Raw genomic sequence first — 26,719 nt, 5'->3', positions numbered from 1 at the left:
GCACGAGCGCTTCATGGGCTCGAGGGCAAGGCACGTCCGGCGGCTGCGCGAAGCGTTCGGTGGCGCGATCGGTCACGGCACGCTGCCACGCGCCGTGACCGATCCGTACTATGCCCTGTTCGGCAGAGCGCCGGTGCTGCGGTTCGCTGCGCAGTCGCCGGGCATGGGCGCGCATCCGCTGCACGACGCGACCCACAACCGCTGCTTGCTCGAGCGCGAAGCCGAGATTGTCGCCGCGTTCGAAGCGATCGAACCCGCGCTCAAGGAGATCGCGGCCATGCAGTGGCAGGATGGTTTTGCCGAGCGCGCCCAATCGTTGGCCCTGCAGCGGCTCGGGTTTACGTTGCCGCAAGCGTGGCTCGTGGCGAGTTGGACAGCGCCGCTCGACATGCGCCGCCTCTATGCCTATGCGGTCTTTTGCACCTTCAGGACGCTGGCGGAACGGAACTTCGACCGCAGTCTGGCGAATCATAACGAGGGCGAGCCGGCCGATGCGCTCATCCGCAGATGGGGCTTTCATGCGATCGATATCACGCCGTGCGCGGACGGGCGCCTGAGCGGGGTCGTGGACTACATTCTACGCGTGCCGCCAGCCGTCGTGGTGCACCGCAAGTCGTACGCCGGCAGCATGTTCGACATCGAGGAAAGCATGCGCCATTGGGCGGAAGTCGAGCTGCGCCGTCACCGCGAGGGGGTGCCCAACCGGGCCGACGAGCCAACGCGCTATCTCAAAATCGGCGTGTACCACACCAGCGGCTCGGATCCGAACCACGAGGGTTGCGCCGCACACGGCAGCGACGAGCGCAGGGCCGCGGGCGCGCTGCTCGAACGGCTCGATGCTTTCCGCAAGGCGATCGAGAACAGCTTTTGCTGCGGAGCCTCGGTGGCCACGCTGCTCGTCGGCGTGGATACCGATACCGACGCGATACGCGTTCACGTTCCGGATGCCGAAGATCGGATGAGCCTTGAACGCTATGTGGACAACGCCCGGCTCTACGAAGCGACGCGCGCGCTGGAGCGCGAGGCGGCGAAGGAGGCGATCCGCCTGGCGGTCGCGGAGTGCGCCGGCGTACCCTCCGATGATGCCGCGACAGAGGGCATGCGTTGGTTTTGCGCGTATCTGCTCAAAAACAACATGGCGCAGATCGAGTACGTGCGCGCTTATCACAACGGGCGCTATACCGATCTGGGGCATACCGAGCGCTTCATTACGGTCGGCGACAGCTTCGACGACGTGCAGATGCGCAACCTCGCCTATCAGGCGCAGATGGACACTGTCGAAGAGGGCGCTTCGGACCTGGACATCGGGATCAAAATCTTCACGAAATTGAACGTGGCGCGCGGGCTGCCGATCCCGGTGATCGTCCATTTCCGCTACGACGCGAAGGTGCCCGGATCCCGCGAGCGCGCGGTCAAGCGTGGCCAGCGCCTGGAAGCCGCGATCCGAGAACGCTATGCGCAACTGGTACGCGAGGGATTGCTCTACACCTTCGTGACGGTCAAGGATAGTGCCGTGGCGAGCCGCCTCGAGGACGTGGGCGGGCCGAACGGTGCAGCGGAAGATCATTGCGCCTGTGGCTGCGACAGCATGGAGGCGAGGTCATGAAAATTTGCAGAGTGGAAAAGACGCTGGTGGCAACCAGCCGCATCGGCGGGCTTGAGAACCGGAGGCTCCTGGTGGTGAAGGAGCGCGGCGGCGGCAAGCAGGTCGCGGTCGACCCAGTGGGCTGCAAGCCCGGCGATTGGGTGATTTGCGTCGGGAGCTCAGCGGCGCGCGATGCTGCGGGCAGCAAAGACTACCCCAGCGATTTCACCATCGTCGGCATTATCGACTACTGGGAAGAGACTGAGGAAGGAAACAATTAGCCATGGAGATTCAGCGCGTCGTCCGTGACCTGGTCACGACCAAGCGCCTGGGCACGCTGTACGCCAAGTCCTTACGGGTGGTGGAAGATTACAAAGGGAACTTAAGCGTGGCGCTCGATCCGATCGGCTGCAAGCCTGGCGATTGGGTGATCACGATCGGAATCTCGGCGGCACGCTACGCCGCAGGTAACCCAAACATTACGACCGATCTCACAATCGGCGGGATCATCGATCACTGGAGCGAAGAGGAATGGCGCTCCTGAGGCTGCGGCCTTGCAGGTTGCGCTGGGAGCTCACGGAGCACGGATCTTGATTTCATTTCGATCTTCGACGGAGACATCAGCATGGCAACAGAGCGGTCAGAGAAGATGGGCATTGCGTTGGGGATGATTGAGACGCGGGGACTGGTGCCGGCGATTGAGGCGGCGGACGCCATGACCAAGGCCTCTGAGGTGCGTTTGATTGCGCGGCAGTTTGTCGGTGGAGGTTATGTGACGGTGATGGTGCGCGGCGAGACGGGTGCGGTCAACGCGGCGGTGCGTGCGGGTGCGGATGCCTGCGAGCGCGTGGGTGACGGGCTGGCGGCGGCGCACATCATCGCCCGCCCCCATCCAGAAGTGGAGCAGATTCTACCGACGCGTCCCACGGACAGCGGCGGCGGGCGTGACAGCGACATCACCAAGACCCAGAGCTGACGCTTTGGCGAGGGCGCGTCGCGCGGCCAGGATCGCCTTGAGGATAGGACGCGGCGGCATACGGCGATGATTGGTGGGAAGTCAGCCAAGTGAAGGGTCACCCGCGAGTGATCGGCTACCTGCAGCGGGCGGTGATCCATGAGTTCAGCGCCGCTCAGCAGTACGTGCTGCAGGCGGCGCAAGCCGAGAGCTGGGGCATGCAGCAACTGGCCGCAGAGTTGCGCCAGGACGTGAAGGAGGAGCTCTGCCACGCGGAGACGTTTATCCGGCGATTGCTGGCGCTGGGCGTGACACCGCGCGCTGGCGAGCTGCGCGCTCCGGGCGTCGGGCGCAGCCACGAGGAAATGCTGCGCCTCGGGCTCGCCACCGAGGCTGAAGCCATCCGTCTTTACGGTGAGGCGCGCTGGTTTTGCGAGCGCATTGGAGACGACGAGAATCGCCAGGTCTTCGCCCGCATCCTAGAGGACGAAGAGGATCATTACCAAGAGCTCGAACGCCAGCTCACGGCGCTTGGCGTCAAGCGGGCATAGGGCGATCCTGCTGAAATCTGTGAAACGGAGGCGAACACCGTGCCTGAAGACATGAACCTGCCGGAGGGTTGGACGCGCAATGACCGCCCGCCCTACCTGTTTCGCCGTTTCCAATTCAGCGGCTACCGCGAAACGCGGGCATTCCTGGACCGCCTCGCGGCGCTGTCCGAGGAGATGGGCTACTATCCGGATATCAGCTTCGGAACGACCTACGCCAACGTCACGGTTCACGCCCGCAATGGCGCGGCGATAGGAACCCAGGACCTGGCCTTCGCGCGGCGGGCAAGCGAGCTCGCGGGGTCTAGCAGCGAGGGATGAGAGGAAAAAAGTGTTTGCGATGGTCGCTTTGTGTTCGGCAGCAGCGTGCCGGCGGACGAGATTAGAAGCCGTCCTCGAGGAGGTGTCGAACGTATGACGAAAAAAGGCATTGCCGGCCAAGGAGCCGAAGACGTGCACCAGGCCAAGCGTCCGCAGGCGCCTACGGCGGAGGAGGCCGGACCGAAGCCGGGATCGACGTCAGCGTACCGCTTCGCCCGTCAATCAGACCAGTCTCCGCCGCCGAGCCTCGACCAACCTTGGGACAACTTGCATCCGGAGCGAATCTGGCCCGACTAACGCTCTACGTTCGCGCGCGACGGGGGCAAGGAACAACCTTGCCGCATACCAGGCCCTGCAGATCGAGTGACCGCAAGCTGCGAGGCCACGCCGCCAAGGGGACGGAGGATGAAGAATGCGACGCTGAGACAGCTTACTATTTTCGAGACGGTTGCCAGGCAGCTGAATTTTACGCGTGCAGCCAAAGAGCTCGGCGTGACGCAGGCGGCGGTTTCGATCCAGATCAAACAGCTTGAGGAAAATCTCGGCATTGCGCTTTTCGAGCAACTCGGCAAACGCATCTATCTGACCGAGGCAGGCCAGGAACTGTATCGCTATTGTCGGCACATCAATTTGCAGCTCGCCGAAGCCGAGACCGTGCTGGATAGACTCAAGGAATCCAAAGGCGGCCAGCTTAAGCTCGCGATCGGCGGAGCAGCCAAGTACTTCGTGCCGATACTGCTCGCCGCTTTCCGACGCCGTTGGGAGGGCTTTTCCGTCACCTTGAACGTGGCCAGCCGGGAAATGCTGTTGGCCCAGCTTGCGGATAATGCTTGCGACATGGCGATCATGAGCGTGCCTCCGGAGGGGGACGATCTCGTCGCCGAGCCGTTCTTGGAGGATCCACTGGTGCCGATCGCGCCGCCGGATCACCCCTTGTCGCGGGAGCGCGCGGTGCCCTTGTCCAGACTGGTGCAGGAGCCTTTCCTGACGTACGAACAGGGTTCGGAGACGCGCGAGGCGATCGAGCATTTCTTCGCGCGGCAAGGGATCGCGGTTTCGGCCAGCATGGCAGTCAACAGCAACGAGGCCATCAAGCGCGGCGTGCAGGCCGGGCTCGGCTTGGCAATCGTCCCCATCCACAGCGTCACTTTGGAGATCGAGGTCGGGCGGCTGATTGTGCTCGATGTCGTCTCCATGCCCTTGCACCGCTCCTGGTACCTGATCCACCGGCAGGGCAAGCGCTTTTCGCTTGTCGCCGAGGCTTTCAAGGAATTTGTCCTGCAGGAGGCCAGAGGCTGTGTTTTGGCTTCGCCGGGCAAGGGTGGACAGTCCGTTGCCCTGCAAGTTGAGGAGGCGAGGGCGGACCTCGCTGAGCGAGGAATGCCCTCGTGCCGCTGGTCGATATGAAGGAGTTGCTTCCGCAGACCAGCCGCGATAGCGATGCCGTCCGCACCTTTGGCCGGCTGAGCGCCGACTTGGAGGCGGTCAAGGGGCTGGCATTGTCCGGCCCATGAGCGCCGCCGCACGCCTGCCCGTCATCGACGTTGCCGTCGCCGTCGTGCAACGCAGCGACGGTCGCGTGCTGCTCGCCGAGCGGCCGCGCGGCAAAGTCTCGGCCGGCTACTGGGAGCTTCCGGGCGGCAAGTTCGACGCGGGCGAACGGGCGGAGCAGGCGCTCGCGCGTGAGCTGCGCGAGGAACTCGGGGTGGAGCTTGACGCTGCCTACCCGTGGCTGACCTACGAGCACGCCTATCCGGACAAGCGCGTGCGGCTGCATTTCTTCCGGGTGCTCGGCTGGCACGGCACGCCGCACGGGCGCGAGGGGCAACGGATATCCTGGGAGGACCCGCAAGCTCCGAGCGTCGGACCGCTGCTGCCGGCGAACGAAAAGTTGCTGAAAGCCCTGCGCCTGCCGCCAGTGTACGCCATCACGAACGCCGGCAAGTACGGCGTGGCCGAGTTCATGGCGCGCCTTGAGCAGGCGCTCGAGGGGGGGCTGCGCCTGATCCAGGTGCGCGAGACCGGCATAGCGCCCGAGCAGCTCGCCCAGTTCGCACGCCGCGTGGTGACGGTGGCCCGTCGGTACGGCGCCAGGGTGCTTGTCAATGGCGACGAAACGCTTGCCCGCAAAGTGGGCGCCGATGGCGTGCACCTGCAGGCGGACCGACTCATGCGCCTGTCCGTGCCACCCGGCACCCGGCTGTGGGCCGCTTCGTGCCACGATGCGCGGCAACTTGCTCGAGCGGCGGCGCTCGGCGCCGATTTCGTGACGTTGTCACCGGTGCTGCCCACGGCGACCCACCCGGAAGAACCGGGGCTGGGCTGGACAAAGTTCACTCGCCTGGTGCACGGGTACCCGCTGCCGGTTTACGCGCTCGGCGGCATGCGACTCGAACTGCTGGAGACCGCCATGCGTCACGGCGCGCACGGGATAGCGCTTTTGAGCGGGATCTGGGACCGCGTGGGCGCCCCTCGCGCCGAGGTGCGGGACTCTTGAGGAGCGGAGATCAAGGGCGGATGGCGGCGTCTATGGCGTGGAAGTTCCTGGCTTTGCGATGCGCGACACCGTGCTCGGCCATGCCTTGCCGTACCAGGCAGATGGTGCGCAACCCGGCGCGGCGCGCGGCATCGAGCTCGCGCTTGGCGTCGGAGAGGAACAGGATGGCGTGGGGAGGTTCGCCGATGACGCGGGCGATGGTTCGATAGGAATCCGGCTCGGTCTTGGGCCCGGTCGTGGTGTCGAAGAAGCCGGAGAAAAGCGGCGTGAGGTCGCCGTACGGCGTGTGAGCGAAGATGAGCTGCTGGGCCTTGATCGAGCCGGAGGAGAAGACGTACAGGTGAATGCCGTTCGCCTTCCAGGCCTTGAGTTGCGGTGCCACGTCCGCATAGAGATGAGCGCGCAACTCGCCGCTGGCGAAACCACGCTCCCAGACCAGCCCCTGCAGCGTCTTGAGGGGAGTGATCTTTCGATCTTCGTCCATCCAGGCGAGGAGCTGCGCGATGGCCTCGTCGACGGAGAGCGCCTTGCCCACGATGCGCCCGATCTCGGCGAGCTGGCGTTGTACCTCCGGATCCCGGGCGTGGGCGCGCACGAATTCGGGCAAGTGCTTTTGCGCGTAGGGATAGAGTGCTTCGGTCACGAAGGAAAAGGCCGAAGTCGTGCCTTCGATGTCGGTGACAACAGCCTTGATCATCGGTTTCGAGGTCGTTCGCGAACGGATGGTCCACCGGTCTCGGCAGGCCAAGCGCCTTCCATTGTACTGATCGCGCCTTCCTTCGGCCAGGGTGGGAAGCGATCTCCTCGGCGAGGACGCTGCGCCGGTCTCCCTTTATGCCTTACGCCCGGCCGCCCGCCCATGCGTCTGTACGATCGAGGTTCCGCAAGGCGGGCCGCATCGTCCGGCCGTGGCACCCGGCGCCGGGCTGCGACAATGACATGAAAGTATGCCTGTGCTCTTGACGCTGTTTCCTTTTTTGAGATGGTTTCCTTTGACGCGCGAGACGCTGCGCGCCGACCTGGCCGCTGGCGTCACGGTGGCTCTGGTGCTGGTGCCGCAGTCCATGGCCTACGCTCAGCTCGCCGGGCTGCCCGTGATCTATGGCTTGTACGCCTCCTTCGTGCCCGTCGTGATGGCTTCCCTCTGGGGCTCGAGCAACCAGCTGCATACTGGCCCGACCGCCATGCTTTCGCTGATGTCCGCCGCGGCGTTGATTCCGTTGGCCAGCCCCGGCAGCCCGACATTTATCGAGCTATCCATCCTGTTGGCGCTGATGGTGGGGGTGCTGCGTGTGGCGCTCGGCTTGGCCCGTCTTGGGGTCCTAGTCAATCTCGTCTCGAGCCCGGTGCTGGTGGGCTTCACCAACGCGGCCGCGCTCATCATCGGCTTGTCCCAACTCAACAAGCTCATCGGTGTTCCTTTTCCGCGCAGCGATTCCTACCTGTCCGACCTCTGGGCGGTAGTGATGCAGCTGCCCCAGACCCACCTGCCCACACTGCTGTTCGCCCTCGGCGCCTTCGTGCTCATCCGGGGACTCGAGCGGCTTGTCCCGCGGTTACCAGCGGTGCTGCTGGCCGTGGTCGCGTGTACCGCTGTCAGCGCCGCAACCGATTACGAGCAGCGGCTCGAGGTGCCACTTGAGGCCGTGGCTGACCCGGAGGCGGCGCGGCGGATCAAGACCTACCTCGAGACCACGGCGGGGCTCGAGTCGCTTGCGGCCGCTGTCGCCCGCAAGGGTGCGGAGCTGCGCGCCCTGCAGGCGCAGCAGGAGAGCGCGGAACGCGAGGCACGCATCGCGCTGCTCAGCGGGGAGATCGAAGCGCTGCGCGCGCAGGCCGAATACCTCAAGCAGCGCAACAATCGCCACCGAGTCCAGCTGCACGCCATGGTCATGAACCGCTCCCAAGACACCGGTGGCGCGGCGTTGTTCTACCGCGAAGGACATCTTCCTCCCGGCGTCGTGTCCGACGGGCGACGCTGGCGCTTTTCCGGAACGAAGGAGGGGCGGATCGTTTTTTCTGCGGGCGGGACAGTGGTCGGCAGAGTCCCGTCGGGCCTACCCGCCTTCCAGATGCCCGAGATTCACTGGGATGCGCTGCTTACCCTTATGCCCGCGGCGTTCGTGATGGCGCTGATCGGGTTCATGGAAGCGACCTCGATTTCCAAGGCGATCGCCGCCAGGACCGGGCAGCGCGTGGACGTTAACCAGGAGCTGATCGGCCAGGGGCTGGCGAATATCGTCGGCAGCTTTTTCAGCGCCTACACCGTTAGCGGCTCGTTCTCGCGCTCGGCGTTGGCCGCGCGGGCCGGCGCCCGTAGCGGGCTATTCGCGATCATCAGCGCGCTGGCCGTTGTGGCGGTGCTGCTGTGGCTGACGCCATTCGTCTATCACCTGCCTGAGGCGGTGCTGGCCGTGATCGTGATGCTGGCGGTATTTGGCCTGATCCGGGTGAAGCCTTTGGTGCATGCCTGGCGGGTGGAGCGCGGCGACGCCGTGATCGGCCTGGTGGCTTTCGCGGCCACGTTGGCGATGGCCCCCGCCATCGCCAACGGAATCCTGGTCGGCATCGTCCTTACTGTGCTCGCCTATCTTGTCAAGATCATGAAGCCGCGCGCGGAGATCCTGGGGCGCCGGCCGGACGGCGTGCTCGCGGGCATCGAAGCCCACGGTCTGAAGCCGGTAAGCGAGTGCGTGGTGCCGATCCGCTTCGACGGATCGCTGGTGTTCGCCAGCGTGGCTTATTTCGAGGACATTGTGCTGGAAGCCCGCGCCCGCTTCCCCAAGGCCCATACCATTCTGATCATCGGCAGCGGCATCAACCGGATCGACGCCTCCGGCGAGGAGAAAATCCGCGAGCTGGCGCAGAGTCTGCGGCAAGGGGGCGTGAGCCTTGCATTCAGCAGCCTCAAGAAGCAGGTGCGCGAGGTGTTCGAGGCCGGCGGTCTGATTGCCTTGCTGGGCAAGGAAAACATATTCGATACCAAGGAGCAGGCCATGCAGACGTTGCTGGCCCGGGCTGGGTGAGGGTGATCTTGCCAACTCACGACACTCGTGCTCGTTTTTTCGCCTGGACCATCGCTGCCCAAGTCCACCTTTTCCAGCCTGACCCGGATGAGGGAGGCGCCGTACTATGGAAAAGGACTCTCTGCGAACAACTCCTGCTTTGCCGCCTGGCTGACGGCCACCACGGCGGGATGCGTGAGTCGGCGCTCAACCGAGATGGCATAGTACCTGACGGCGACTTCCTCAGCTCGGCCGACGACTTCGACGCCGTACTGGTGCTGGACTTCCCCGGCGATCACCTCGGGTGCGGGGAAAACGCCGGCACCCGCCTGCCCGAATGCTTTCATCAAGGCCGTGTCGTCGAACTCCCCGACGATGCGCGGCTGGATCCCGCGTTCGCTGAACCAGCGCCCCAGGGGTCCCCGCACCGCCGCGCTGCCGCCCGGGATCAGCAAGGGCGCTGCGTTCAGGGACCGCGGAAAATCCCCACGATAGCGCGCCGCCAGCTCCGGCACCGCATAGAAAGCGAGGGCGCAGCGTCCCAACGCGTGACTATAGCCTTTCACCCCCAACTCGGAAGGCAATGACCGATCGGCGATCACCAGGTCGAGCTTGTGAATGGCCAGCTCAGCGAAAAGCCGCTCCAGCTTGTCTTCGTGACAGATGAGGCGCACAGGTTCGGCGAGCGTCATTGCCGGCGCGAGCAGCCGGTAGGCGATGGATTTGGGAATCACGTCCGCCACGCCAACGCGAAACGGCAGTTCGCCGCTTCCGGAACGGTTGCGCAGCAACTCCTCCAGCTCGTTGCCAATTTGAAAGATCTCGTCGGCGTGGGACAGGGCCAGCTGCCCCGCCGCAGTGAGCTCGAGGCGCCTGCCGGCGCGCCGGAACAGGTCGGTTCCCAGGGCGCGTTCGAGCTCGCCGATCTGGCCGCTGAGGGTCTGGGAGGTGAGGTGCAGCCGCTCGGCGGCGCGCGGGAGGCCGGCAGGCCGGCCTCCCGTCACGTGAAGCTCGGCGGGACGGGGAATCGGGCATCGACCAGCCCCTGGTTCGCCGCCTGCAGTCCGCCGATCGCGGCGATGCCATGGTCGATGAAGTTGGCGGGATCGACCGGGCTGGTATGGGCGGTGTCCTCCAGGCCGGTGCGCTGCCGGAAGCTGCGCTCGCTGCCCGCGTTCATCAAGTCATTGGGGATCGGCGGGTCGTTGTGGAACGTCGGATGAATGTCCGCCCACAACAGGCTATGGACGATCTCGTGGGCCATGGTCTCGCCGATCAAGCGGCCGAACACCTTGATGGCGAACTGCGTCAGCGCGGGATCGCTGGCGGTCCGGCTGGCGAGCTCGATGGCGAGGGCCTGGGTCTCCGTATCCACCTCGATCGCAAACGGGCCGGACGGCCCGGATTCGTCGAAGGCACCTGGGAAGATGTCGATGGTCTCGTTGAATACCGACGCACCGCCGTTACCGGCGGCGCCGGGATTGGTTCGGCCGTAGAGGAGCGTTCCCGGCGGCGATTCGCCGCGGATGGTAAGGGCGGTCACATGGGCGGCGGGGATATGGCCGGGCAGAGTTTCCGAAAACGGCGCCATCAACCAGATGGTGCGGACGTTGCAGGTGCGCAGGAGATGGTCGCACACCGCTTTCGCCTCCCGCAGGATCTCGCTCTTCACATGCAGCAGGCTCCAGCCCGTCAGCACCGCGTAGAAGGCGGCCGCCTCGTCGTTGACGGTGACGAACTGGGGAACGCTCAGGCGCATTTTTACGCTGGCCAGCGGGCTGCCGCCGCTCTCGTGAACGATGAAGTCCAGCTCGGTGAGACCGGGCTTGACCCCGCGCACCAGGGTCTGGGCGCTGTTGGGGGCATCGATGGTAAGGGTGGTCGGATCGGGCCGGGACCAGCGGAACGTGGCGCCGGCGGGGGCGTTGCGCACTTCCGCCCGTAGGGTGGTCACGCCAGACTTGTCCTGCCTCGACGGGAAGAAGGCGCGGGCGTCCGGCGAATTGATCGCCGGCGGCAGGATGATGACGGGACGAGCGGGGCGATCCTCTGCCGCCGGCTCTGGCCGGGCATCGATGTCCACCGTGTCTCCGCCGGGACGTTGCACTCGCACGGCGGCCTGGTTCGCCCCGGCAGTGTTGGTCAGGCTCTCCACCTGGCCGGTGGTCATGGGCTCGGCGGGCGTCTGGGTCCCGCCGCCGATCATGCTGCGCAGCGCGGCCTCGGTGAGCTGGGCCCGCTGCTGATCGTTGATCGCGCCGGCCGCATGCTGCTCGTTGATCTTGTCGAGTGCCTTGTCGATGTCCTTGTTCATGTTCGCCTGCAGGGCCAGATCCGCGGCCTTGCCGCCGAAAAACTGGGCGGTGCCGAGCGCGGCCTGGAGCGCCGCCAGGGCGTTGCGCTGGTTCTCGGTGAGGCCGGTCACGTCGCGGAACAGGTTCGGATTGGACAGCAGCTGCAGCAGGGTGCCGAAACCTTGCGGTTCCGGCGCAGCGGGCACATTCTGGAACGCCACGATCGGGGCCGGGAATTCCTTGGCGGTGAGGTCCGGCGGCACCGCCCGCCGCGTCTCGGTGCTGACGGGCTGGATGGGCGTAGGCTCGCCCGGGCAGGGCGACTCCTCCCAGCGCCAGAAGCGGGATTCGTCCTTCTTCTCGCAGGAATTGCACGCGCCCATGACGGATTCCGCGAACACGCCCTTGGTGGGCACAGCGATGCGCAGGGGCGGGATCGGTGTCGCGGGCTGGTAGTGGCCCAGCAGGTCGATCGGATTGTCCACGTCCTGCTTGAACGTGGGATCGAGGTGGAATCCTCGCGCCACCGGCATCACCAGGCAGTTGCCGATGATGCCGATCAGGCGGTTCTCTACCACCGAGGCGACGCTGCGGCCGCCGCTGTTGGGGGCGATGAAGCCGTCCAGCAGCATGTAGCGGCGCTGCGGGTCCACGCTCCACCAGATGGCGCGGTGGTAGTACTCCAGGTGGTCGTTCAGGTGCTTGAGCAGCGAATTAGCGTATTCCTTGTCCTCCTCCCGCGGACGCCGCAGCTCTGGTCGCGCCAGGGGGCAGAAAATAAGCACGCCGTCGGTGCCGGAGAGGTCGTTGAGGATGCGCGACTGGTTGAAAAGGTCGTGGGCGATGTGGCGGGTGCGGTAGCCCATCTGGCCGGAATGCACGATGACCTTCGACCCGGTGGGCAAGAGGGTGTCGATGTTGCGGGGTCCCGCCTTGGTGTCGACGGTGGTGTCGACCTTGATGAACTTGATGCGATCCCGCCGCAGCGGCGGCAGAGAGGCGTTCAAGCGTAGCGACACGTAAAGCGGCTGATCGTTGCGGAAGTCGGACACCAGAGTGGCGTCAATCGGCAGCAGAGTCTGATGATCGTCGTGGTCGATCGCGTACAGGCGCAGCCCGTTGCTGATCTCTTCGGCGATGCGCGGCCCGAGCACCTCGGCAAAGATACGGTCGCGCTGTTGCTGGCCTTCGAGGTAACTCTTCCACCACTCCTGGGGAGTGATGCCCAGCCAGGCGAGGGGCTGCCAGGAAGCCTCCAGGAAGCTACCGTCGTTGTTGTCACGCGGGCGCTGGATCCGGAACTGGATCCTCAGCCAGCCGTCGAGGTAGATCAGGTCTTCCTCGGCGTAGCTGCCCACCGGCATGTCGCTGCCGACGTAGTTGTCGGCGATCCGCTGCAGCGCGTCGAAGCCGCGTGCCAGGCGGCGATCGCGCAAATACCGGGACAAAGGCTCGCGCCAGCGCCGCGCCTTGGCCGAGTCGAAGCGCGACATGAGCAGCGGCACCAGCAGGCACTCCTGCACGTCCACCAGCTTGTTGCGCACCAGGAAGTGCCGCAGCACCTCGAAGTACTCGATGGTGATGGCGTGGCAGTGGTTGTGGTTGGCCACCACCTCCGTCTGCACGCGCATGGTTTCCCCTTGGCGTACCGTCTGGATCACGGTGGAGCGCTGGCTGCGCACCGCGGTGGCGGCTTGCGATACGCGATCCCGGAGCTGCTGCAGCGAGCTGGCGGCGGTGGTGCGCGAGGCGTTTTGCCATGCCGACGAGCTGGCGCCGCTCGTGCCGCCGCCGATGCCCAACAGGCCGCCCACCGGTCCGATAATGGCGCCGATGCCCAACCCGCCCCCGAAGCTGCTGGCGCTGGCCTCGGAGCCGCCGGACAAGCTTTCCCGCACCATGGCGTTGGCCATTTCCGAAATATCCCGATCGCGGGAAAGCTGCGCGCTCAGAAACTCCTGTTCTTCCAGGGATTCGCGCCGGGCCGCCGTCTCGCGCCGATCCCAGTCGATCACCGCGATCTGCTTCTTCTGGCACGGCGCCAGCGGCAGGCTGTAGAGCAGATCGCCGAGGGAATAGCCGTCCGCCACCCACTCCTGCTTGAAGTGCAGGATGTGGCCGTGGGCAACGGTGCACGCCTGGTAGAACGTCGGCTCGTCGTCCCAGTCCACCGGGTTCGCGCAGTGGAGCTCGCCCCGCGCCGGCTGAAACCGGCGCAACACGTCCAGGAGCCGGACGAGGTCGTTCTTGCGGGTCACGAGCTCGGCCTGGGCGAGGCGCATCAGGGAAAAGCCGTCCGGGTCGCGGATCAGCGTCTTCGCCACATCCGCCTCGATGCGGATCTCCTCCGCGGGAAGAGCAGCCGCGGCGCCCGAGTCCGCCGCGGGCCGCGCTCGCGCCATGCGCAGCGCGGACAAGCCAAGCACCTCGGAGAGATGCTCGAGCTCGGGCCGGACTTCGGCGAAGATCCGTGCGGACATGGCGCTTTCCTCGCGGAGGCCCGAAGGGTTGGGAAAACCCGCGATGAAGCGCGGCTGCCGCTCGGCTGCGCCAGCCGCCGGGCCGGTCGTCGAGAGCAGCGCCTGGGGCTCCACCCGCAGGGCGAACTGAAGAATCTTCGGGTCCAGAATGCGCAGGATGTCGTTCAGCCCGATCTTGGGCGGCTCCTTGACGGTCAGGCCGCGAATGGTCGGTTCGGTGGTGCGCACCACCGTGTAGAAGTCGAACTCTTCCAGCACCCGATTGGGCCGGGTGATGTCCACGCAATGGCCCGCGTCCGTGCTGAACGTGGAGGAGTTGACCAGGTCCTCGGGATCGGGATTGCGCGGCACCTCCGCGGCGTCGGCACGCTCGCCGTCCCCTGCCGCGGCCTCCGGCAGCTCCACCCCCAGCACGATGCGATCGGGAAAGGTGCCGTCCTCGTTCAAACGCACGGGGATTGGCTGCGAGTCGCTGACCGTGCCGGCGGCGGCGCTGAAGCGCCCGAGGGGAAACGGCGCGGAAAAGTAACCCCGGCTGTCTGACCGGGCGACGCCGACGATCTCCATCGGCTCTTCCGGGCCTGCGCCCATGCGGCGGGCCCAGAGAACCACCTGCCGGTTGCCGACCCGGTTGCGGCCCGAAGGATCGACCAGAAAGCCCCGGATTCGGGCCGGTTTGACGAATGCCAGGTCCGTATTGGGTTCGACGGGAAAGAATTCCTTGGGCTCAACTCTGATCGAAACCGGTTCTTCCCTGTTGACCGCGTCAACGGTCGTCGCCTCGCGGGCCAGCACCTGCCCGTCGGGCGCCATCACGCTCAAGGTGATTTTCTGATCGCGGGAAAGGGTGTCTTTGCCGGGCAGCTCGATCAGCGCAAGGCCGCTGTCTTCCACCGCCTTGGACGCTTCACCGGGGACTTCGCGCGGAGCGGATTCTGCGTCGATCGTCACGAGCTGAGCAAACGAAGCCACGACCCGATGGCCAGCGAAGGATTTTCCGGTGCGGGAGCTGAGCTGAACGCGGAGTTGAGACATGGCGGTATCTCCTATGGGCGCGAAAACCTGGCGCGGGCGCCCGCCAAATACACCCGGGTGCCGTCGGACAGGACCCGCACCTCCACCACTTCATCCTCGACGAGGTGTGCGAGAGCGCTGCGCACCATGGCTTGCGACGCTTCGATGCGCTCGCTCGCCAGCCACCAGCGCATCACCCCCTCCAGGCTGTCGGATGCATTGGGGTGTGATTCGAGGTAACGGCGGAGCGCGTCCGCAACCGCGGCGATCCTGGGGTCACGGGGGTACCATGCAGGCATGGGCGTCGTGCACATCCTTTTGAAGCCTGGCGCTAGCAAGCGGTGTTCCACCGGCCTGGATATCGCTAACTCGCTGAAATTGCATCGCCTGTATGAAGCCTGGCCGGGCCGCTGCCGCTCGATTGACCCATCGCCCCGGGTCGACGCGGGCCGTTTCGATGCTGCATCAAGCCGTTTGCGCTTTTGGCCGGAGCGACCCGTCATGGGGCGGAGCAGACCCGCGGGCCTTACCCGGGTATTTCACCTAGACGCCCCTGGAATGAGGCTTGAAGTGGAGAGGGATCGCAGGATCGGTGAAAGGGGCTCCGAGTCCCGTTTGTACCGCCAAGCGGTTCGGATCCTGCATTCTGCCAGGCCCTTGGGAGAAGCCAGGGCTGAAAAAGGCGCCACCCCCGATCGATTCGGGGATGGCGCATGCCTCAGAGGAGATGGAGGAAAAAAGAAGCGCTCGGGCGCTCAGCCGGCCGCGCCCTGGATGTATTGGGCGCGATCGATGCCGTGCTTTTTGAGCAACTTGCCGAAGGCGCGGCGCTCCTTGCCTACCAGGCGGGCGGCGGCGGACACGTTGCCGCGACTCTTGGCCAGCGCCTGCATCAGGAACGCCCGCTCGAATTCGGCGATCACCCGCTCTTTGGCCTGGCGAAAGCCCAGGTCGAAACGTACGGGCATCGGAAGCGCCGGAGCATCTCGCGATGGCGCGAGGCCCAGGGCCGCAGGGTTGATGCTGAGCTGCGGGCCGTCGGCCAGCAGGAACTCCCGATGGATCAGGTTTTCCAGCTCCCGCACGTTGCCTGGCCACGGGTGGCGGGTGAGCAGGTCCACGGACGCCGGGTCGAGGGTCTTCTCCGGCCGGCCGTACTGGCGGGCGAAACGGCGAATGAAATGATTGGCCAGCAGGATCGCGTCCCCCAGGCGCTCCCGCAGCGGCGGGACGGTGACGGACAGGATCGCCAGTCGATAGATGAGGTCCTGGCGGAAGCTGCCGCCCTTCACCAGTTGGATCACGTCGGCGTTGCTGGCGGCGATGATGCGCACGTTGCCGGCGACGCTCTGGCGCGCGCCCAGCGGCCGGTATACCTGGTCCTGGAGAAACCGAAGCAGCACCACCTGGCCCTTGGGCGACAGACACTCGATCTCGTCGAGAAACAGCGTGCCGCCCTCGGCGTTGGCCACCAGTCCGGCTTGGTTCTCCTTGGCGTCGGTGAACGCGCCGCGGGCGTGGCCGAAGAACTCGTTCTCCAGCAGGTTGTCGGGGATGGCGCCGCAGTTGACCGGGATGAATGGGTAATCGCGCCGAGCGCTGAGATAATGGATAGCACGGGCGATCAATTCCTTGCCGGTACCGGTCTCGCCCTGGATAAGCACCGTGGCGTCGCACGCGGCGAGCTTGCGCACGAGGCGCACCACTTCCAGAAACGGGGGCGATGCGCCGATCAGGAGGGGCGTGATCGAGGGACCGGAATCAGCGGGGCCGAGGGCGGCGGGATCATCGCGTTGCATAGGACTGGACGAAACGTTGCCGTACGAGGGGGAGCGTTTCGTTTATGGCATAGCGGCGGAGAGAAGGCAAATCTAACAATCTGTGAAGTTTTTATTATTCATTTGATTTAAAAATACTTTTTTCGACCGTTGCCGGTGCCGAGGGCGAAAATCTTTCGTGCCGGGGAAGCCGCCGGCTTGAAATCCGCCCCCCGCGCCGCTAATAAATGAAAGTCATCAATGACCTTGCACGGCACCGGCCGGGAGGCGGTCCATGGAAAAGCAGACCCAGTTCAGCATCTGGTACTTCATCCTCGCGGCGTTCGCCGTCATCCTCCTGCACGACCTGTACACCACCTGGCGCACGGTGGAACCCATTCCCTACAGCGAGTTCCAAAAGCTGCTGGCCGACGGCAGGGTGCGGGAGATCGCCATCGCCCAGGACTACATCCATGGGAAGCTGCGGGAGCCCTTGCCCGACGGCCGTACCCAGTTCGTGACCACCCGGGTCGATCCGACGCTGGCAAACGAGCTGCAGAAGTACGGGGTCACCTACACCGGCGTGGTGCAGAGCACCTTCCTGCGGGATTTGCTCTCCTGGGTGGTGCCGGCGGTGGTGTTTTTCGCCCTGTGGATGTTCCTGATCAGGAAGTTCGCCGAAAAACAGGGGTTGGGCGGCGGCTTCCTCTCCATCGGCAAGAGCAAGGCCAAGGTGTACGTGGAGCGCCAGACCGGGGTCACGTTCGAGGACGTGGCCGGGGTGGACGAGGCCAAGGAAGAGCTCAAGGAGGTGGTGGAGTTCCTCAAGGATCCCAAGCGCTACGGCCGCCTCGGGGCCCGCATCCCCAAGGGAGTGCTGCTGGTGGGACCGCCCGGCACCGGAAAGACGCTGCTGGCCCGGGCGGTGGCGGGGGAGGCGGGGGTGCCCTTCTTCTCCATCAGCGGCTCCGAGTTCGTCGAGATGTTCGTGGGCGTGGGCGCGGCCCGGGTGCGGGATCTCTTCGAGCAGGCGCGCCAGAAGGCGCCGGCCATCATCTTTATCGACGAGCTGGACGCCCTGGGGCGCGCCCGGGGCGCCTATCCCTGGGGCGGCCACGACGAGAAGGAGCAGACCCTCAACCAGCTCCTGGTGGAGATGGACGGCTTCGATCCCTCCTCCGGGCTGGTGATCCTGGCGGCTACCAACCGGCCTGAGATCCTGGATCCGGCGCTTTTGCGCGCCGGGCGTTTCGACCGGCAGGTGCTGGTGGACCGGCCGGACAAGCGGGGCCGGGTGCAGATCCTCAAGGTGCATACCCGCAAGATCCGCCTGGACCCGTCGGTGGATCTAGAGAAAGTCGCTGCCCTCACTCCGGGTTTCTCGGGCGCCGACCTGGCCAACCTGGTGAACGAGGCGGCGCTGCTGGCCACGCGCCGGGGGGCGGAGACGGTCACCCTGGAGGATTTCACCAACGCGGTGGAGCGCATCGTGGCGGGACTGGAGAAGCGCAACCGGGTCTTGAGCCCCAAGGAGCGGGAGGTGGTGGCCTATCACGAGATGGGCCACGCCCTGGTGGCCATGTCCCTGCCCGGCACCGACCCAGTGCACAAGGTCTCCATCATTCCCCGGGGCATCGGCGCCCTGGGCTACACCATCCAGCGGCCCACCGAGGACCGCTTCCTCATGACCCGGGAGGAGCTGGAGAACAAGATGGCGGTGCTGCTGGGCGGCCGCGCCGCCGAGACCATCGTCTACGGCCATTACTCCACCGGCGCCGCGGACGACCTGGCCAAGGTGACCGACATTGCCCGCTCCATCGTCATGCGCTACGGCATGGATGAGAAGCTCGGGCACGTGGCCTACGAGGAGGAGCGCAGAGGCTTGCTGGGCGGGCCATCGGCGGTTCCGTTCCAGGAGCGCACCTACAGCGAGGAGACCGCCCGGGAGATCGATTGCGCGGTGCGCGCCATCGTGAAGAAAGCCTTCGACCGGGCGGTGGACATCCTCACCCGGGAACGCCAGACGCTGGAGCAGGGCGCGCGGCTCCTGCTGGAAAAGGAGACGCTCCTGGAGGAGGATCTGCAGGCGATCCAGGCCCAGCTGAAGGGCGGAAAAGAGACCCAGCCGGCGCGGGCGCCGGAAATAGTTCATTGACCGAAACGAAAGGAGGGGATACGCGATGCTCGACCAGATCAAGCGGGTGGGCAAGGAGATCGGCGAGACGCTGGGGCGAGCCTGGGAGAATTTGGCGGAGGGCTGGCGGGAGCTTTTATCCCGATGCGGCAACGCCCTCACTCAGTTCTCCCGCTCCAAGGAGAGTGGCACCGAGGAGGAGCTGCCGGTGGCTTATCCGCGCTGGGGGCTGCTCGCCGGAGAGGTGATCGAGCGCGACCAGGAGATCGTGGTGCGCCTCGAGCTGCCGGGGTTGGAGAAGGAGGATTGCTCGGTGGTCGTGGAAGACAACATCCTGGTAGTGAGGGGCGAGAAGCGCTTCGACCGGGATACCTTGGGAGTCCACTACCACGTCATGGAGCGGGCCTACGGCTGCTTCGAGCGGTCCATCCCGCTGCCCCGTCACGTGGACGCCGAGCGGGCCGAGGCTAGCTTCAGGAACGGAGTGCTCACGGTGCGTTTGCCGAAGGCGGGCAACGCTTCTCCCAAGAAGATCGAGATCTGCTGAGCCAAAATCGCGCCGATGAAAATGGAATGGAAGGCGGAGTGGCAGGAGCTTAAGCGGCAGTGGTCCCTGCTGGGCGTTTACGACAAATTCGAGCAGGCGGTCGCTCTCACCCTCACGTTTCTCATATCCGTGATCATTGTGGTGGCTCTGGTGGAGCTCACCAAGGAGATCGTGCTTCTGGTGGTGAGGGGCGCTTCCGAGCTGCTGGAATACAAGATCTTCCAGTCGATCTTCGGGCAGATCATGACGCTACTGATCGCCTTGGAGTTCAAGCATTCCATCCTCAAAATGGCCCAGCGGGGCGAGAGCATCATCCAGGCGAAGACGGTGTTCCTCATCGCCCTGATGGCGTTAGCGCGCAAGTTCATCATTCTCGACATCCAGCAGACCAGCGCCGGCACCATCGCCGCCTTGGCGGCGGCAGTGCTCACCTTGAGCGCCGGGTATTGGCTGGTCCGCGACCGTAGCACCCCTGCCGCGCGCGGGGCCGGGGACGAGTCTAGCCACCTCTCCCCTGGCCAAGTGACGCGCATCGCCGGTGGGCCCCGAGAAGGCTGATGCCTCTCCGGCCATTTGCGAGGTTTATTCCCGTTTTCCGGGGAAAAGCCCGGGCCGAGAGAGCGCCTGCGGGCCCGCTTCGGTAAGCTGGAAGGGCCGCCACGGGCGATCCGGGCCTTCCCGGCACACGCCGAAGCGAAACGGCAGGCTTTCGCGCCCTGGCAGGTAAAAGCGCAGGTCGTAAAACCATACGCAGGTGGAGGGATTGCCCTGCTCTATCCAGAGCAACGCGGGGTAAGCGGCGAACCAGCGGAAGAACGCGAGGGGAGGCTGGCGCCACGCCTCCTGCGCCAGGGCCGCAGTCCCGGGGTCGGCCCCGAAGCGGGGCGTGACCTGCCACTGCGCCGAAGCGGGAGGACGGTGGGCGGCGTCCAGCCGACGCAGGAGCCCTGCCCCCGGATCCACCGGAAGCGCGTCGCGCCTCCACAGGTTGATGGAGGCGTGGCGGTAGCGGTCGCCCTCGTCCACGATCAGCATCCAGTTGAATGGCGACACCGGACGAGGCAGGGCGCTCACCCGGGCTTGGGCAAGACCATGGGCGCGCGCATACGCCTCGCCCAGTTCCATCGCCTGTTGCTTGAGCAGGGCCTGTAGGCCCACGTAGGCCGCCAGGAGGGCGAGCCCGGCCACGGCCGGCGTCCGCGTCCGGGGTCGGGCGGCGCCGGCGAGGAGGGCGATGGCGATGAGAGCGGTGAACCAGGGATCGATGACGAAGGTGGTGCCCAGGGCCCAGCGGGTCTCGGACAACGGGGCGAAGATCATGGTGCCGAAGGAGGTGATCAGGTCGCCCGCGATGTGGATGCCGATCGCCAGGGCGCATACCCCGTAGTAGGCGCGCCAGGTTGCCCCTGTGGAATCGAGCCGGGCGAAGAGCCAGGAGAGCAGCAGGGCCCACAGGGGCAACAGCAGGACCGAGTGGGTGACGCCCCGATGGCCCAGCAGATAGGCGACCGGAGAGACGTAGCTCAGGACAAAATCCACATCGGGGAAGGCAGCCGCCAGAAAGCCCGCCATCCCTCGCCGCCAACCCTTGGCGGCGACGAACTCGCCCCTGCGGGGCTCCGTGGCCCGGGCGATCAGGGCGCCGGAGAGGGCGTGGGTCAGAGTGTCCATCGGGTCAGTCGGCCAGCTCGGCGATTACCGGCGCGTGGTCCGAGGGCCGGGCCTCGCGCCGGGGCTCCAGGTCGATGGAGCAGCCCGTGCAGCGCCGGGCGAGGACTCGCGAGAGCAGGATGTGGTCGATGCGCAGGCCCAGGTTGCGCTTGAAGGCGTTCATCCGGTAGTCCCACCAGGTGAAGGATTTCTCGGGCTGGGGGAAGAGGCGAAAGCTGTCCACGAGGCCCACGGCGAGGAGCTTTTTGAACGCCTCCCGCTCCGGGCCGCTGAACAGGACCTGCCCCTCCCAGAGCCGGGGGTCGTGGACGTCGGCTTCCTCGGGCGCTACGTTGAAGTCCCCCAGCACCGCGAGCTGGGGGTGGCGTCCGAGCTCGTCCTTGAGCCAGGCGGTCAAGGCCCCCATCCAGCGCAGCTTGTAGTCGTACTTATCCGAGCCCACGCTCTGGCCGTTGGGCACGTACACGCATACCACCCGCACCCCGTCGACGGTCGCCGCGATCAGGCGCTTCTGCTCGTCCTGGAAGCCCGGGACGCCCACGCTCACCGCCTGGGGCTCGTTGCGGGAGAGGATCGCCACTCCGTTGTACGTCTTCTGGCCGGCGAAGCGGGCGGCGTAGCCCGCCTGGGCGATCTCGTCCCGGGGAAAGGCCGCGTCCTCGAGCTTGGTTTCCTGCAGGCACACCACGTCGGGGCGCTGGCGCGCGAGCCATTCCAGCAACTGGGGCAGGCGCACCTTGAGGGAGTTCACGTTCCAGGTGGCGAGGCGCACGGGCTCAGCACGACCTCAAAATCGCATACCTGGTAGAGTGCGCGCAGGTGCACCTTGGCGCACCGTTTTCCCGGCGGTTGAATCGGTGCGTTTCGCTGCGCTTCACGCACCCTGCGGCAAGCCACGGAAGGGCACGGACTTTCACGAATAAGTCGAATTTTCTCATTTGTGGCTAAAGACCCAAGAAAGGATACGCCCATGAAAGGATCCATCCTCATCGCCTGCGCCGTCCTCGGGCTCCTGTTCTTCGGCGGGCCGCGAGGCGGCTTCGGCGAAAAAGCGCCCTTGCGGGAGGCCATCAGCGACGCGGAGCTGCAGCGGGAGCTCTATTTCTCTCAGGAACGGGCCCACGCCGCGATCCGGGAGGAACAGCGGCAGATCCTCGCCGAGCTCAGGAGCCTGCGCACCGAGCTGGCCGAGCTGCGGGCGGTGTGCCGCCGCTGACGGAAAAGCGCCGCGGGAATTATCTTAGGCCCGCCGGGCCCCGGCCGGCGGGGCTTGCTTCCGCCGGGGCCGCTTCGGCCGCCGGGGGTTGCGCCGGCTCCGGCGCGGGCTCGCCCTGGGGCATCGCCGGCTTGACGGGGCGGGGGCGCAGGGCTGCGGGGAGCTCCCGCGGATAGCCTGCCGCATCCAGGGTGAGGTGCCACTGGGACGCTTCGAAACCCTTGAGCACCTGGCCGCCCACTTTCAGCACGGGCACCTCGGCCGCCCCCGCGAGCTTCTTCAACTCCGCCTGCTCGGCCGGGAGCCGTCCGTCCCTCTCGGTGTAGGGAATGCCCCGCTCGTTCAGCAGGCGCCGGGCCTGGTCGCAGGCCTCGCCGCAATCGCCGGCATAGAGGGTGACCGGGTAGCGGCTCGCCGCCTGGCGCACGGCGAAGGGGAGCGCCGCCGCTCCGGCGCCGCCCCCCATTTTCTTCCGCTCCTTCTGCTGGGCCTCCGCCGGGGGCGGCGTGTCGGTGTAATGCACCCGTCCCTCCTTGTCTACCCAGCGGTAGAGGGTTTGCTGGGCCGCGGCCGCGCCCGCCGCGAGGAGCAGGACGGCCAGGATAACCTTACCCATGGGTTGCCTCCCTTCGTACCGCCCGGCGCAGCCTCAGGCGGTCTCGGCGATCATACCACTGTGGCGCAGCAGCGCTTCGATGCGGGGCTCCCGGCCGCGGAACGCGACGAAGGATTCCAGCGCCGGGCGGCTTCCCCCCACGGCCAGGATCTCATCCCGGAAGCGGCGGCCGATTTCCTGGGAGAGCACCCCGTGCTCCTCGAACAGGCTGTAGGCGTCGGCGGACAGCACCTCGGCCCACTTGTAGCTGTAGTAGCCCGCCGCGTAGCCCCCGGCGAAGATATGGGAAAAGCCGTGGGGGAAGCGGTTGTACGCCGGAGGGAACACCACCGCCACGCGCGCGCGCACCTCGTCCAGAAGCTCCATGAAGTCCCCCCGCTCCGGGTCGAAGCCGTGGTGCAAGCGCATGTCGAACAGGGCGAACTCCAGTTGCCGCACGGTCTGCATGCCCGCCTGGAAATTGCGCGCCGCGCGCATCTTGTCGAAGAGCGACCGGGGCAGGGGCTCCCCCGTGTCCACGTGGCCGCTCATGGGGGCGACCACCTCCCACTCCCAGCAGAAGTTTTCCATGAACTGGGATGGCAGCTCCACCGCGTCCCACTCCACCCCGTTGATTCCGGCTACCGCCAGCTCGTCTACCCGGGTGAGGAGGTGGTGCAGCCCGTGGCCGAACTCGTGGAACAGGGTGATGACTTCGTCATGGGTGAGAAGAGCGGGGCGGCCGCCCTGGGGCGCGGAAAAGTTGCAGGTGAGGTAGGCCGCGGGCGCCTGCAAGCCGGAGGGCAGGCGCCGGCGGGTGATGGCGTCGTCCATCCAGGCGCCGCCCCGTTTCGAGGGCCGGGCGTACAGGTCGGCGTAGAACTGGCCCACGAGCTCCCCGGACTCGGAGAGGATGCGGAAGAACTTGACGTCGGGATGCCACACCGGGGCTTGTGCCCTCTCGATGCGCACGCCGAAGAGGGTTTCCACCAGGCGGAACAGGCCGGGCAGCACCCGGGTCTCGGGGAAATACTGCTTCACTTCCTGCTCCGAGAAGGCGTAGCGGGCAAGCCGCAGTTTCTCGCTGGCGTAGGCGAGATCCCACGCCTCCAGGCGCGGGAGCTTCAACTCCCGGGCGGCGAATTCTTGCAGCTCGGCAAGATCCCTTTCGGCGTAGGGTTTGGCCTTGGCCGCTAGCTCATGGAGGAAGTCGAGCACTTCCCCGGGCGAACGGGCCATCTTGGTCTGGAGCGACAGCTCCGCGTAGCTGGCGAAACCCAGAAGCCGCGCTTCCTCGGCGCGCAGCTTGAGGATCTCCCGGATGAGCGGCGTGTTGTCCAGCGCCTCCGGCCCCAGGTCGCTCGCCCGGGTGACGTAGGCCCGGTACATGGCTTCTCGCAAGGGGCGATGGTCCGCGTATTGCATGACCGGCAGGTAGGAGGGCATGTGCAGGGTGAACTTCCAGCCGGGCTTGCCCTCCTGCCGGGCGGCCTCCTGGGCCGCTTCCAGCGCGTCGGTCGGGATGCCCGCCACCTCCTCCTCCGAGGCGTAATAGGCGAAGGCGTTGGTGGCATCCAACAGGTTGTCCGAAAACCGGGATTGGAGCTGGGCGAGCCGCTCCTGGATTTCCAGGAAGCGGGCGCGGCTCGCCTCCGGCAGCTCGGCGCCCCCCAAGCGGAAGTCCCTGATCTCGTTCTCGATCACCCGCCGCTGGGACCGGGTCAGGCGCTGGAAGGCGGGGGAAGCCTGGATCGCCTTGTATTTCTCGAACAGGACCCGGTTCTGGCCGAGCTCCGCGTAGTACTGGGTGATCCTGGGGAGGTTCGCGTTATAGGCCTCCCGCAGCGCCGGCGTGTTCATCACGGCGTTGAGGTGGGCCACCGGCCCCCAGGCCCGGGAGACCCGCTCGTTGGCGTCCTCCAGGGGCTGCACCACGGTTTCCCAGGTGGGGGGCTCCGCCGATTGTTCCACGCGCCCGATGACGGCACGGCCTTGGGCCAGCACCTGCGCAACGGCGGGGGCCACGTGTTCCGGCCGGATCTCGGGAAAGCGGGGCAGGCCTGAAAAATCGAGGAGCGGATTCGTTTCGGTGGGCATGGGCGGGTTCAGGATTTCTCGGAACAGGCGTATTGTAGCCGAGGCCGCCCGGGCGTCCGGTCCCGCGCCTCGGCCCGCGGGCGGGATAAAAAAGGCGTGGCCGAAAAGACCACGCCCAACTCAGGGAGGACAACGAGAGGAGGAAGGAAGGAGAAAAGCCGCGGTTGCGTTGTCCTCCGACGGCGACGGGTTAATGGGTTATTTCTTTTCCTTGCACCGCGGGTCCTCGGGATTCTTCTTGCAATCGGGCGGGGTTTCCTGGCCCGCGCCCTGGTTTTCAATGGAGACGGTGCCCTTGCCCTGGGCCGTGGGGCCGGCATAAGCCGCGCCCATGCCGGCGATGGCGAGGGCGAGCAGCACGGGGGGCAGGGTTCGCTTCAGGGACGCTTCTTTCGATGGCATGGATACCTCCTGAACGTTCGCGTTGGATTGGGGGAGGAAAGGTGAACCGCTCCGGTTCACGCCCAGCCTTGAGCGACATCCGTGCCAGGACGATTATTTTTTATTGAAATGAATGAGTTAAAGTCGAGCGAGGCGCCGGACGGGCGGGCCGCCCGAGGATCAGGGCGCTCGCGTGTCGCCGGCATGCAACAGGGATCGGCGGCCCGGGAAGGAGGGATTGATTTAGCGGGCGTTTTCTTGTTGCCGAATAGCGCCACTTTTCGAGCCCGCGGCCGATGGCTCACCAACCATTGGCCGGTCGTTCAAGCCGCGTAGACCACGTTTCCGGCCACCAGGGTGTAGCGGGTGCGGCCGGAAAGCTCCAGCCCCAGGAACGGGGTGTTCCTGCCCTGGCTGTGGAGAGCCCCGGGTTCCACCACCCAGGACGCCTTGGGATCGAAGATGCACACGTCGGCGACAGCGCCGGGACGCAGGGTCCCCGCGTCGATGCCCAGGATCCGCGCCGGGTCCCGGGTGAGGCGGGCAAGCGCCCGCATCAGGGGCACCCGCGCCTCCTCGGCCCATTTGAGGGTGAGGGGCAGGAGCAGCTCCAGCCCCGTCGCCCCTGGGGCCGCTTCGGCGAAGGGAAACTGCTTCGCGTCGTCGTCCACCGGCGTATGGTCGGAGCAGACCGCGTCCACCACCCCGCTCGCCAGCGCCTCCCGCAGGGCGTCCCGGTCCCGCAGGCTGCGCAGGGGCGGGTTCAGCCGGCAGTTGGAGTCGAAAAAGCCCAGGTCGATCTCGCACAGGTGCAGGTGATGGATGGAGACGTCGCAAGTGACGGGAAGTCCCTCGGCGCGGGCCGCGGCGATGCGCCGCAGGGTCTCGGCGTGGGAGACCCGGCACAGGTGCACCCGGGCGCCGGTTTCGCGCGCGAGGAGCAGGATGCGCTCCAGGTCGATCACCTCGGCGCAGGCGGGCACGGGGGGCAGCCCCAGCCGGGTCGCCACTTCCCCGTCGTGGGCCACGCCCGCCCGGGCGAGGAACGGATCCTGGGGCTGTAGCCAGACGCTGAAGCCGAAGGTGGCCGCGTACTGCATCGCCCGCATGAGCACCAGGGTGTCGACGATGGGCACGTCCGCCTGGGAAAAGGCGACGCATCCCGCCTCGGCGAGCTGGGACATCTCGGTGAGCCGCTCGCCCGCGAGCCCCACTGTGAGGGCGCCGATGGGATAGACGTGGGCCTGGTTGAGCAGCCGGGCCCGGTGCTTGAGCATCTCCACCAGCCCCGGCTCGTCCAGGGGCGGATCGGTGTCGGGGGGGCAGGCCAGGCTGGTGACGCCGCCGGCGATGGCCGCCTGCATCTCCGACTCCAGGGTCGCCTTGTATTCGTACCCCGGCTCCCGCAACCGGGCCGAGAGGTCCACCAGCCCCGGACACACGATGAGACCCGCGGCGTCGATCACCCGGTTCGCATGGAAGCCTTCCGGGACCTCCCCCACGGCGGCCACCCGGCCCGCGGCGACGTAGAGGTCGGCGATCCGGTCGACGCCGCTCGCCGGGTCGATCAGGCGGCCGCCTTTGACGTGAATCTTCATGACCCGTCAGCCCCAGGAGCGCGG

Annotated in this window: 25 protein-coding genes; 14 read left to right on the top strand and 11 right to left on the bottom strand. The window is 66.4% G+C overall.

Annotated features, from left to right (window positions below):
• Nucleotides 1–13: 13 nt before the first annotated feature.
• The 9 genes from ACUVYZ_RS02535 (at nucleotide 14) to ACUVYZ_RS02495 (ending at nucleotide 5,906) form a co-directional block, all read left to right on the top strand.
• Nucleotides 14–1,606, top strand: coding sequence for a carboxysome shell carbonic anhydrase (locus tag ACUVYZ_RS02535; RefSeq protein WP_439932877.1), 1,593 nt, complete (start codon nucleotides 14–16; stop codon nucleotides 1,604–1,606).
• Complete coding sequence (locus ACUVYZ_RS02530) at nucleotides 1,603–1,866, top strand: carboxysome peptide A (protein ID WP_439932876.1); 264 nt, start codon at nucleotides 1,603–1,605, stop codon at nucleotides 1,864–1,866. The genes ACUVYZ_RS02535 and ACUVYZ_RS02530 overlap by 4 nt, the downstream gene beginning before the upstream one ends.
• 2 nt (nucleotides 1,867–1,868) lie before the next feature.
• Nucleotides 1,869–2,129: a carboxysome peptide B gene (locus ACUVYZ_RS02525; protein ID WP_147800589.1), complete on the top strand. Its 261-nt coding sequence runs from the start codon at nucleotides 1,869–1,871 to the stop codon at nucleotides 2,127–2,129.
• An 81-nt stretch (nucleotides 2,130–2,210) separates the two neighbouring features.
• Nucleotides 2,211–2,561: a BMC domain-containing protein gene (locus ACUVYZ_RS02520; RefSeq protein ID WP_439932875.1), complete on the top strand. Its 351-nt coding sequence runs from the start codon at nucleotides 2,211–2,213 to the stop codon at nucleotides 2,559–2,561.
• 89 nt (nucleotides 2,562–2,650) lie between these two features.
• Nucleotides 2,651–3,091 (top strand): ferritin-like domain-containing protein, encoded by a 441-nt coding sequence (locus ACUVYZ_RS02515; RefSeq protein ID WP_439932874.1) that lies wholly within the window; start codon nucleotides 2,651–2,653, stop codon nucleotides 3,089–3,091.
• 39 nt (nucleotides 3,092–3,130) lie between these two features.
• Nucleotides 3,131–3,409 carry a 4a-hydroxytetrahydrobiopterin dehydratase gene (locus ACUVYZ_RS02510; protein ID WP_439932873.1) on the top strand — a complete coding sequence of 93 codons (279 nt, stop codon included), beginning with the start codon at nucleotides 3,131–3,133 and terminating at the stop codon, nucleotides 3,407–3,409.
• A gap of 405 nt (nucleotides 3,410–3,814) precedes the next feature.
• Nucleotides 3,815–4,816 carry a LysR family transcriptional regulator gene (locus ACUVYZ_RS02505; RefSeq protein WP_439932872.1) on the top strand — a complete coding sequence of 334 codons (1,002 nt, stop codon included), beginning with the start codon at nucleotides 3,815–3,817 and terminating at the stop codon, nucleotides 4,814–4,816.
• Entirely contained in the window at nucleotides 4,798–4,923 is a 126-nt protein-coding gene (locus ACUVYZ_RS02500; RefSeq protein WP_439932871.1) for a hypothetical protein, read from the top strand. The genes ACUVYZ_RS02505 and ACUVYZ_RS02500 overlap by 19 nt, the downstream gene beginning before the upstream one ends.
• Nucleotides 4,920–5,906 carry a Nudix family hydrolase gene (locus tag ACUVYZ_RS02495; RefSeq protein ID WP_439932870.1) on the top strand — a complete coding sequence of 329 codons (987 nt, stop codon included), beginning with the start codon at nucleotides 4,920–4,922 and terminating at the stop codon, nucleotides 5,904–5,906. Before ACUVYZ_RS02500 ends, ACUVYZ_RS02495 begins: the two co-directional genes overlap by 4 nt.
• A gap of 10 nt (nucleotides 5,907–5,916) precedes the next feature.
• On the opposite strand, the gene mtnC is transcribed toward ACUVYZ_RS02495, so the two are convergent.
• Nucleotides 5,917–6,603 carry an acireductone synthase gene (gene mtnC, locus ACUVYZ_RS02490; protein WP_439932869.1) on the bottom strand — a complete coding sequence of 229 codons (687 nt, stop codon included), beginning with the start codon at nucleotides 6,601–6,603 and terminating at the stop codon, nucleotides 5,917–5,919.
• A 250-nt stretch (nucleotides 6,604–6,853) separates the two neighbouring features.
• Here mtnC and ACUVYZ_RS02485 point away from each other — a divergent pair, with 250 nt between their 5' ends.
• The gene (locus tag ACUVYZ_RS02485) at nucleotides 6,854–8,932 is read left to right on the top strand and encodes a SulP family inorganic anion transporter (RefSeq protein ID WP_439932868.1); all 2,079 of its coding nucleotides are present in this window, start codon (nucleotides 6,854–6,856) and stop codon (nucleotides 8,930–8,932) included.
• A 104-nt stretch (nucleotides 8,933–9,036) separates the two neighbouring features.
• On the opposite strand, the gene ACUVYZ_RS02480 is transcribed toward ACUVYZ_RS02485, so the two are convergent.
• The 4 genes from ACUVYZ_RS02480 to ACUVYZ_RS02465 form a co-directional block, all read right to left on the bottom strand.
• Nucleotides 9,037–9,915, bottom strand: coding sequence for a transcriptional activator NhaR (locus ACUVYZ_RS02480; RefSeq protein WP_439932867.1), 879 nt, complete (start codon nucleotides 9,913–9,915; stop codon nucleotides 9,037–9,039).
• Nucleotides 9,912–14,720 (bottom strand): hypothetical protein, encoded by a 4,809-nt coding sequence (locus tag ACUVYZ_RS02475; RefSeq protein WP_439932866.1) that lies wholly within the window; start codon nucleotides 14,718–14,720, stop codon nucleotides 9,912–9,914. The genes ACUVYZ_RS02480 and ACUVYZ_RS02475 overlap by 4 nt, the downstream gene beginning before the upstream one ends.
• Before the next feature lie 11 nt (nucleotides 14,721–14,731).
• Entirely contained in the window at nucleotides 14,732–14,998 is a 267-nt protein-coding gene (locus ACUVYZ_RS02470; protein WP_439932865.1) for a hypothetical protein, read from the bottom strand.
• Between the two features lie 456 nt (nucleotides 14,999–15,454).
• A complete protein-coding gene (locus ACUVYZ_RS02465) occupies nucleotides 15,455–16,498 on the bottom strand; it encodes a sigma-54 interaction domain-containing protein (RefSeq protein ID WP_439932864.1) in 1,044 nt (347 codons plus the stop codon).
• Nucleotides 16,499–16,751: 253 nt separating this feature from the next.
• On the opposite strand from ACUVYZ_RS02465, the gene ftsH reads away from it, so the two are divergent.
• From ftsH to ACUVYZ_RS02450, 3 genes are read left to right on the top strand one after another with little or no spacing between them, the layout of a single operon-like run.
• Nucleotides 16,752–18,611 (top strand): ATP-dependent zinc metalloprotease FtsH, encoded by a 1,860-nt coding sequence (gene ftsH, locus ACUVYZ_RS02460; protein WP_439932863.1) that lies wholly within the window; start codon nucleotides 16,752–16,754, stop codon nucleotides 18,609–18,611.
• 25 nt (nucleotides 18,612–18,636) lie between these two features.
• Nucleotides 18,637–19,137 (top strand): Hsp20/alpha crystallin family protein, encoded by a 501-nt coding sequence (locus tag ACUVYZ_RS02455; RefSeq protein WP_439932862.1) that lies wholly within the window; start codon nucleotides 18,637–18,639, stop codon nucleotides 19,135–19,137.
• A 15-nt stretch (nucleotides 19,138–19,152) separates the two neighbouring features.
• A complete protein-coding gene (locus tag ACUVYZ_RS02450; RefSeq protein ID WP_439932861.1) occupies nucleotides 19,153–19,695 on the top strand; it encodes a phosphate-starvation-inducible PsiE family protein in 543 nt (180 codons plus the stop codon).
• A gap of 24 nt (nucleotides 19,696–19,719) precedes the next feature.
• On the opposite strand, the gene ACUVYZ_RS02445 is transcribed toward ACUVYZ_RS02450, so the two are convergent.
• A complete protein-coding gene (locus tag ACUVYZ_RS02445) occupies nucleotides 19,720–20,808 on the bottom strand; it encodes a metal-dependent hydrolase (RefSeq protein WP_439932860.1) in 1,089 nt (362 codons plus the stop codon).
• A 4-nt stretch (nucleotides 20,809–20,812) separates the two neighbouring features.
• Nucleotides 20,813–21,580: an exodeoxyribonuclease III gene (xth, locus tag ACUVYZ_RS02440; RefSeq protein WP_439932859.1), complete on the bottom strand. Its 768-nt coding sequence runs from the start codon at nucleotides 21,578–21,580 to the stop codon at nucleotides 20,813–20,815.
• A 198-nt stretch (nucleotides 21,581–21,778) separates the two neighbouring features.
• Between xth and ACUVYZ_RS02435 the strand changes: the two genes are divergently transcribed.
• Nucleotides 21,779–22,024 (top strand): hypothetical protein, encoded by a 246-nt coding sequence (locus ACUVYZ_RS02435; RefSeq protein WP_439932858.1) that lies wholly within the window; start codon nucleotides 21,779–21,781, stop codon nucleotides 22,022–22,024.
• Between the two features lie 19 nt (nucleotides 22,025–22,043).
• Here the strand turns inward: ACUVYZ_RS02435 and ACUVYZ_RS02430 are convergent, their stop codons facing one another.
• The 4 genes from ACUVYZ_RS02430 to ACUVYZ_RS02415 all read right to left on the bottom strand — a co-directional run bounded on the left by ACUVYZ_RS02430 (nucleotide 22,044) and on the right by ACUVYZ_RS02415 (nucleotide 26,695).
• Nucleotides 22,044–22,640 (bottom strand): glutaredoxin family protein, encoded by a 597-nt coding sequence (locus ACUVYZ_RS02430; protein ID WP_439932857.1) that lies wholly within the window; start codon nucleotides 22,638–22,640, stop codon nucleotides 22,044–22,046.
• A gap of 33 nt (nucleotides 22,641–22,673) precedes the next feature.
• Nucleotides 22,674–24,716 carry a M3 family metallopeptidase gene (locus ACUVYZ_RS02425; RefSeq protein WP_439932856.1) on the bottom strand — a complete coding sequence of 681 codons (2,043 nt, stop codon included), beginning with the start codon at nucleotides 24,714–24,716 and terminating at the stop codon, nucleotides 22,674–22,676.
• Nucleotides 24,717–24,914: 198 nt separating this feature from the next.
• Nucleotides 24,915–25,118, bottom strand: a complete 204-nt coding sequence (locus ACUVYZ_RS02420) for a hypothetical protein (RefSeq protein WP_439932855.1) — start codon at nucleotides 25,116–25,118, stop codon at nucleotides 24,915–24,917.
• 302 nt (nucleotides 25,119–25,420) lie between these two features.
• A complete protein-coding gene (locus ACUVYZ_RS02415) occupies nucleotides 25,421–26,695 on the bottom strand; it encodes a dihydroorotase (protein ID WP_439932854.1) in 1,275 nt (424 codons plus the stop codon).
• Nucleotides 26,696–26,719: the final 24 nt, after the last annotated feature.

The sequence above is a fragment of the Pelomicrobium sp. P1 genome (genome assembly GCF_052805615.1).
The sequence above is the reverse complement of the archived record's forward strand: the minus strand, read 5'-3'. Positions and strand labels throughout refer to the sequence as shown.

Bases quoted from the DNA above. Each gene is read 5' to 3' on its own strand.
- ACUVYZ_RS02535 (WP_439932877.1), top strand. From the start codon at position 14: ATGGGCTCGAGGGCAAGGCACGTCCGGCGGCTGCGCGAAGCGTTCGGT.
- ACUVYZ_RS02530 (WP_439932876.1), top strand. From the start codon at position 1,603: ATGAAAATTTGCAGAGTGGAAAAGACGCTGGTGGCAACCAGCCGCATC.
- ACUVYZ_RS02525 (WP_147800589.1), top strand. From the start codon at position 1,869: ATGGAGATTCAGCGCGTCGTCCGTGACCTGGTCACGACCAAGCGCCTG.
- ACUVYZ_RS02520 (WP_439932875.1), top strand. From the start codon at position 2,211: ATGGCAACAGAGCGGTCAGAGAAGATGGGCATTGCGTTGGGGATGATT.
- ACUVYZ_RS02505 (WP_439932872.1), top strand. From the start codon at position 3,815: ATGAAGAATGCGACGCTGAGACAGCTTACTATTTTCGAGACGGTTGCC.
- ACUVYZ_RS02495 (WP_439932870.1), top strand. From the start codon at position 4,920: ATGAGCGCCGCCGCACGCCTGCCCGTCATCGACGTTGCCGTCGCCGTC.
- mtnC (WP_439932869.1), bottom strand. From the start codon at position 6,603: ATGATCAAGGCTGTTGTCACCGACATCGAAGGCACGACTTCGGCCTTT.
- ACUVYZ_RS02485 (WP_439932868.1), top strand. From the start codon at position 6,854: ATGCCTGTGCTCTTGACGCTGTTTCCTTTTTTGAGATGGTTTCCTTTG.
- ACUVYZ_RS02475 (WP_439932866.1), bottom strand. From the start codon at position 14,720: ATGTCTCAACTCCGCGTTCAGCTCAGCTCCCGCACCGGAAAATCCTTC.
- ACUVYZ_RS02470 (WP_439932865.1), bottom strand. From the start codon at position 14,998: ATGCCTGCATGGTACCCCCGTGACCCCAGGATCGCCGCGGTTGCGGAC.
- ACUVYZ_RS02465 (WP_439932864.1), bottom strand. From the start codon at position 16,498: ATGCAACGCGATGATCCCGCCGCCCTCGGCCCCGCTGATTCCGGTCCC.
- ftsH (WP_439932863.1), top strand. From the start codon at position 16,752: ATGGAAAAGCAGACCCAGTTCAGCATCTGGTACTTCATCCTCGCGGCG.
- ACUVYZ_RS02455 (WP_439932862.1), top strand. From the start codon at position 18,637: ATGCTCGACCAGATCAAGCGGGTGGGCAAGGAGATCGGCGAGACGCTG.
- ACUVYZ_RS02450 (WP_439932861.1), top strand. From the start codon at position 19,153: ATGAAAATGGAATGGAAGGCGGAGTGGCAGGAGCTTAAGCGGCAGTGG.
- ACUVYZ_RS02445 (WP_439932860.1), bottom strand. From the start codon at position 20,808: ATGGACACTCTGACCCACGCCCTCTCCGGCGCCCTGATCGCCCGGGCC.
- ACUVYZ_RS02435 (WP_439932858.1), top strand. From the start codon at position 21,779: ATGAAAGGATCCATCCTCATCGCCTGCGCCGTCCTCGGGCTCCTGTTC.
- ACUVYZ_RS02430 (WP_439932857.1), bottom strand. From the start codon at position 22,640: ATGGGTAAGGTTATCCTGGCCGTCCTGCTCCTCGCGGCGGGCGCGGCC.
- ACUVYZ_RS02425 (WP_439932856.1), bottom strand. From the start codon at position 24,716: ATGCCCACCGAAACGAATCCGCTCCTCGATTTTTCAGGCCTGCCCCGC.
- ACUVYZ_RS02420 (WP_439932855.1), bottom strand. From the start codon at position 25,118: ATGCCATCGAAAGAAGCGTCCCTGAAGCGAACCCTGCCCCCCGTGCTG.
- ACUVYZ_RS02415 (WP_439932854.1), bottom strand. From the start codon at position 26,695: ATGAAGATTCACGTCAAAGGCGGCCGCCTGATCGACCCGGCGAGCGGC.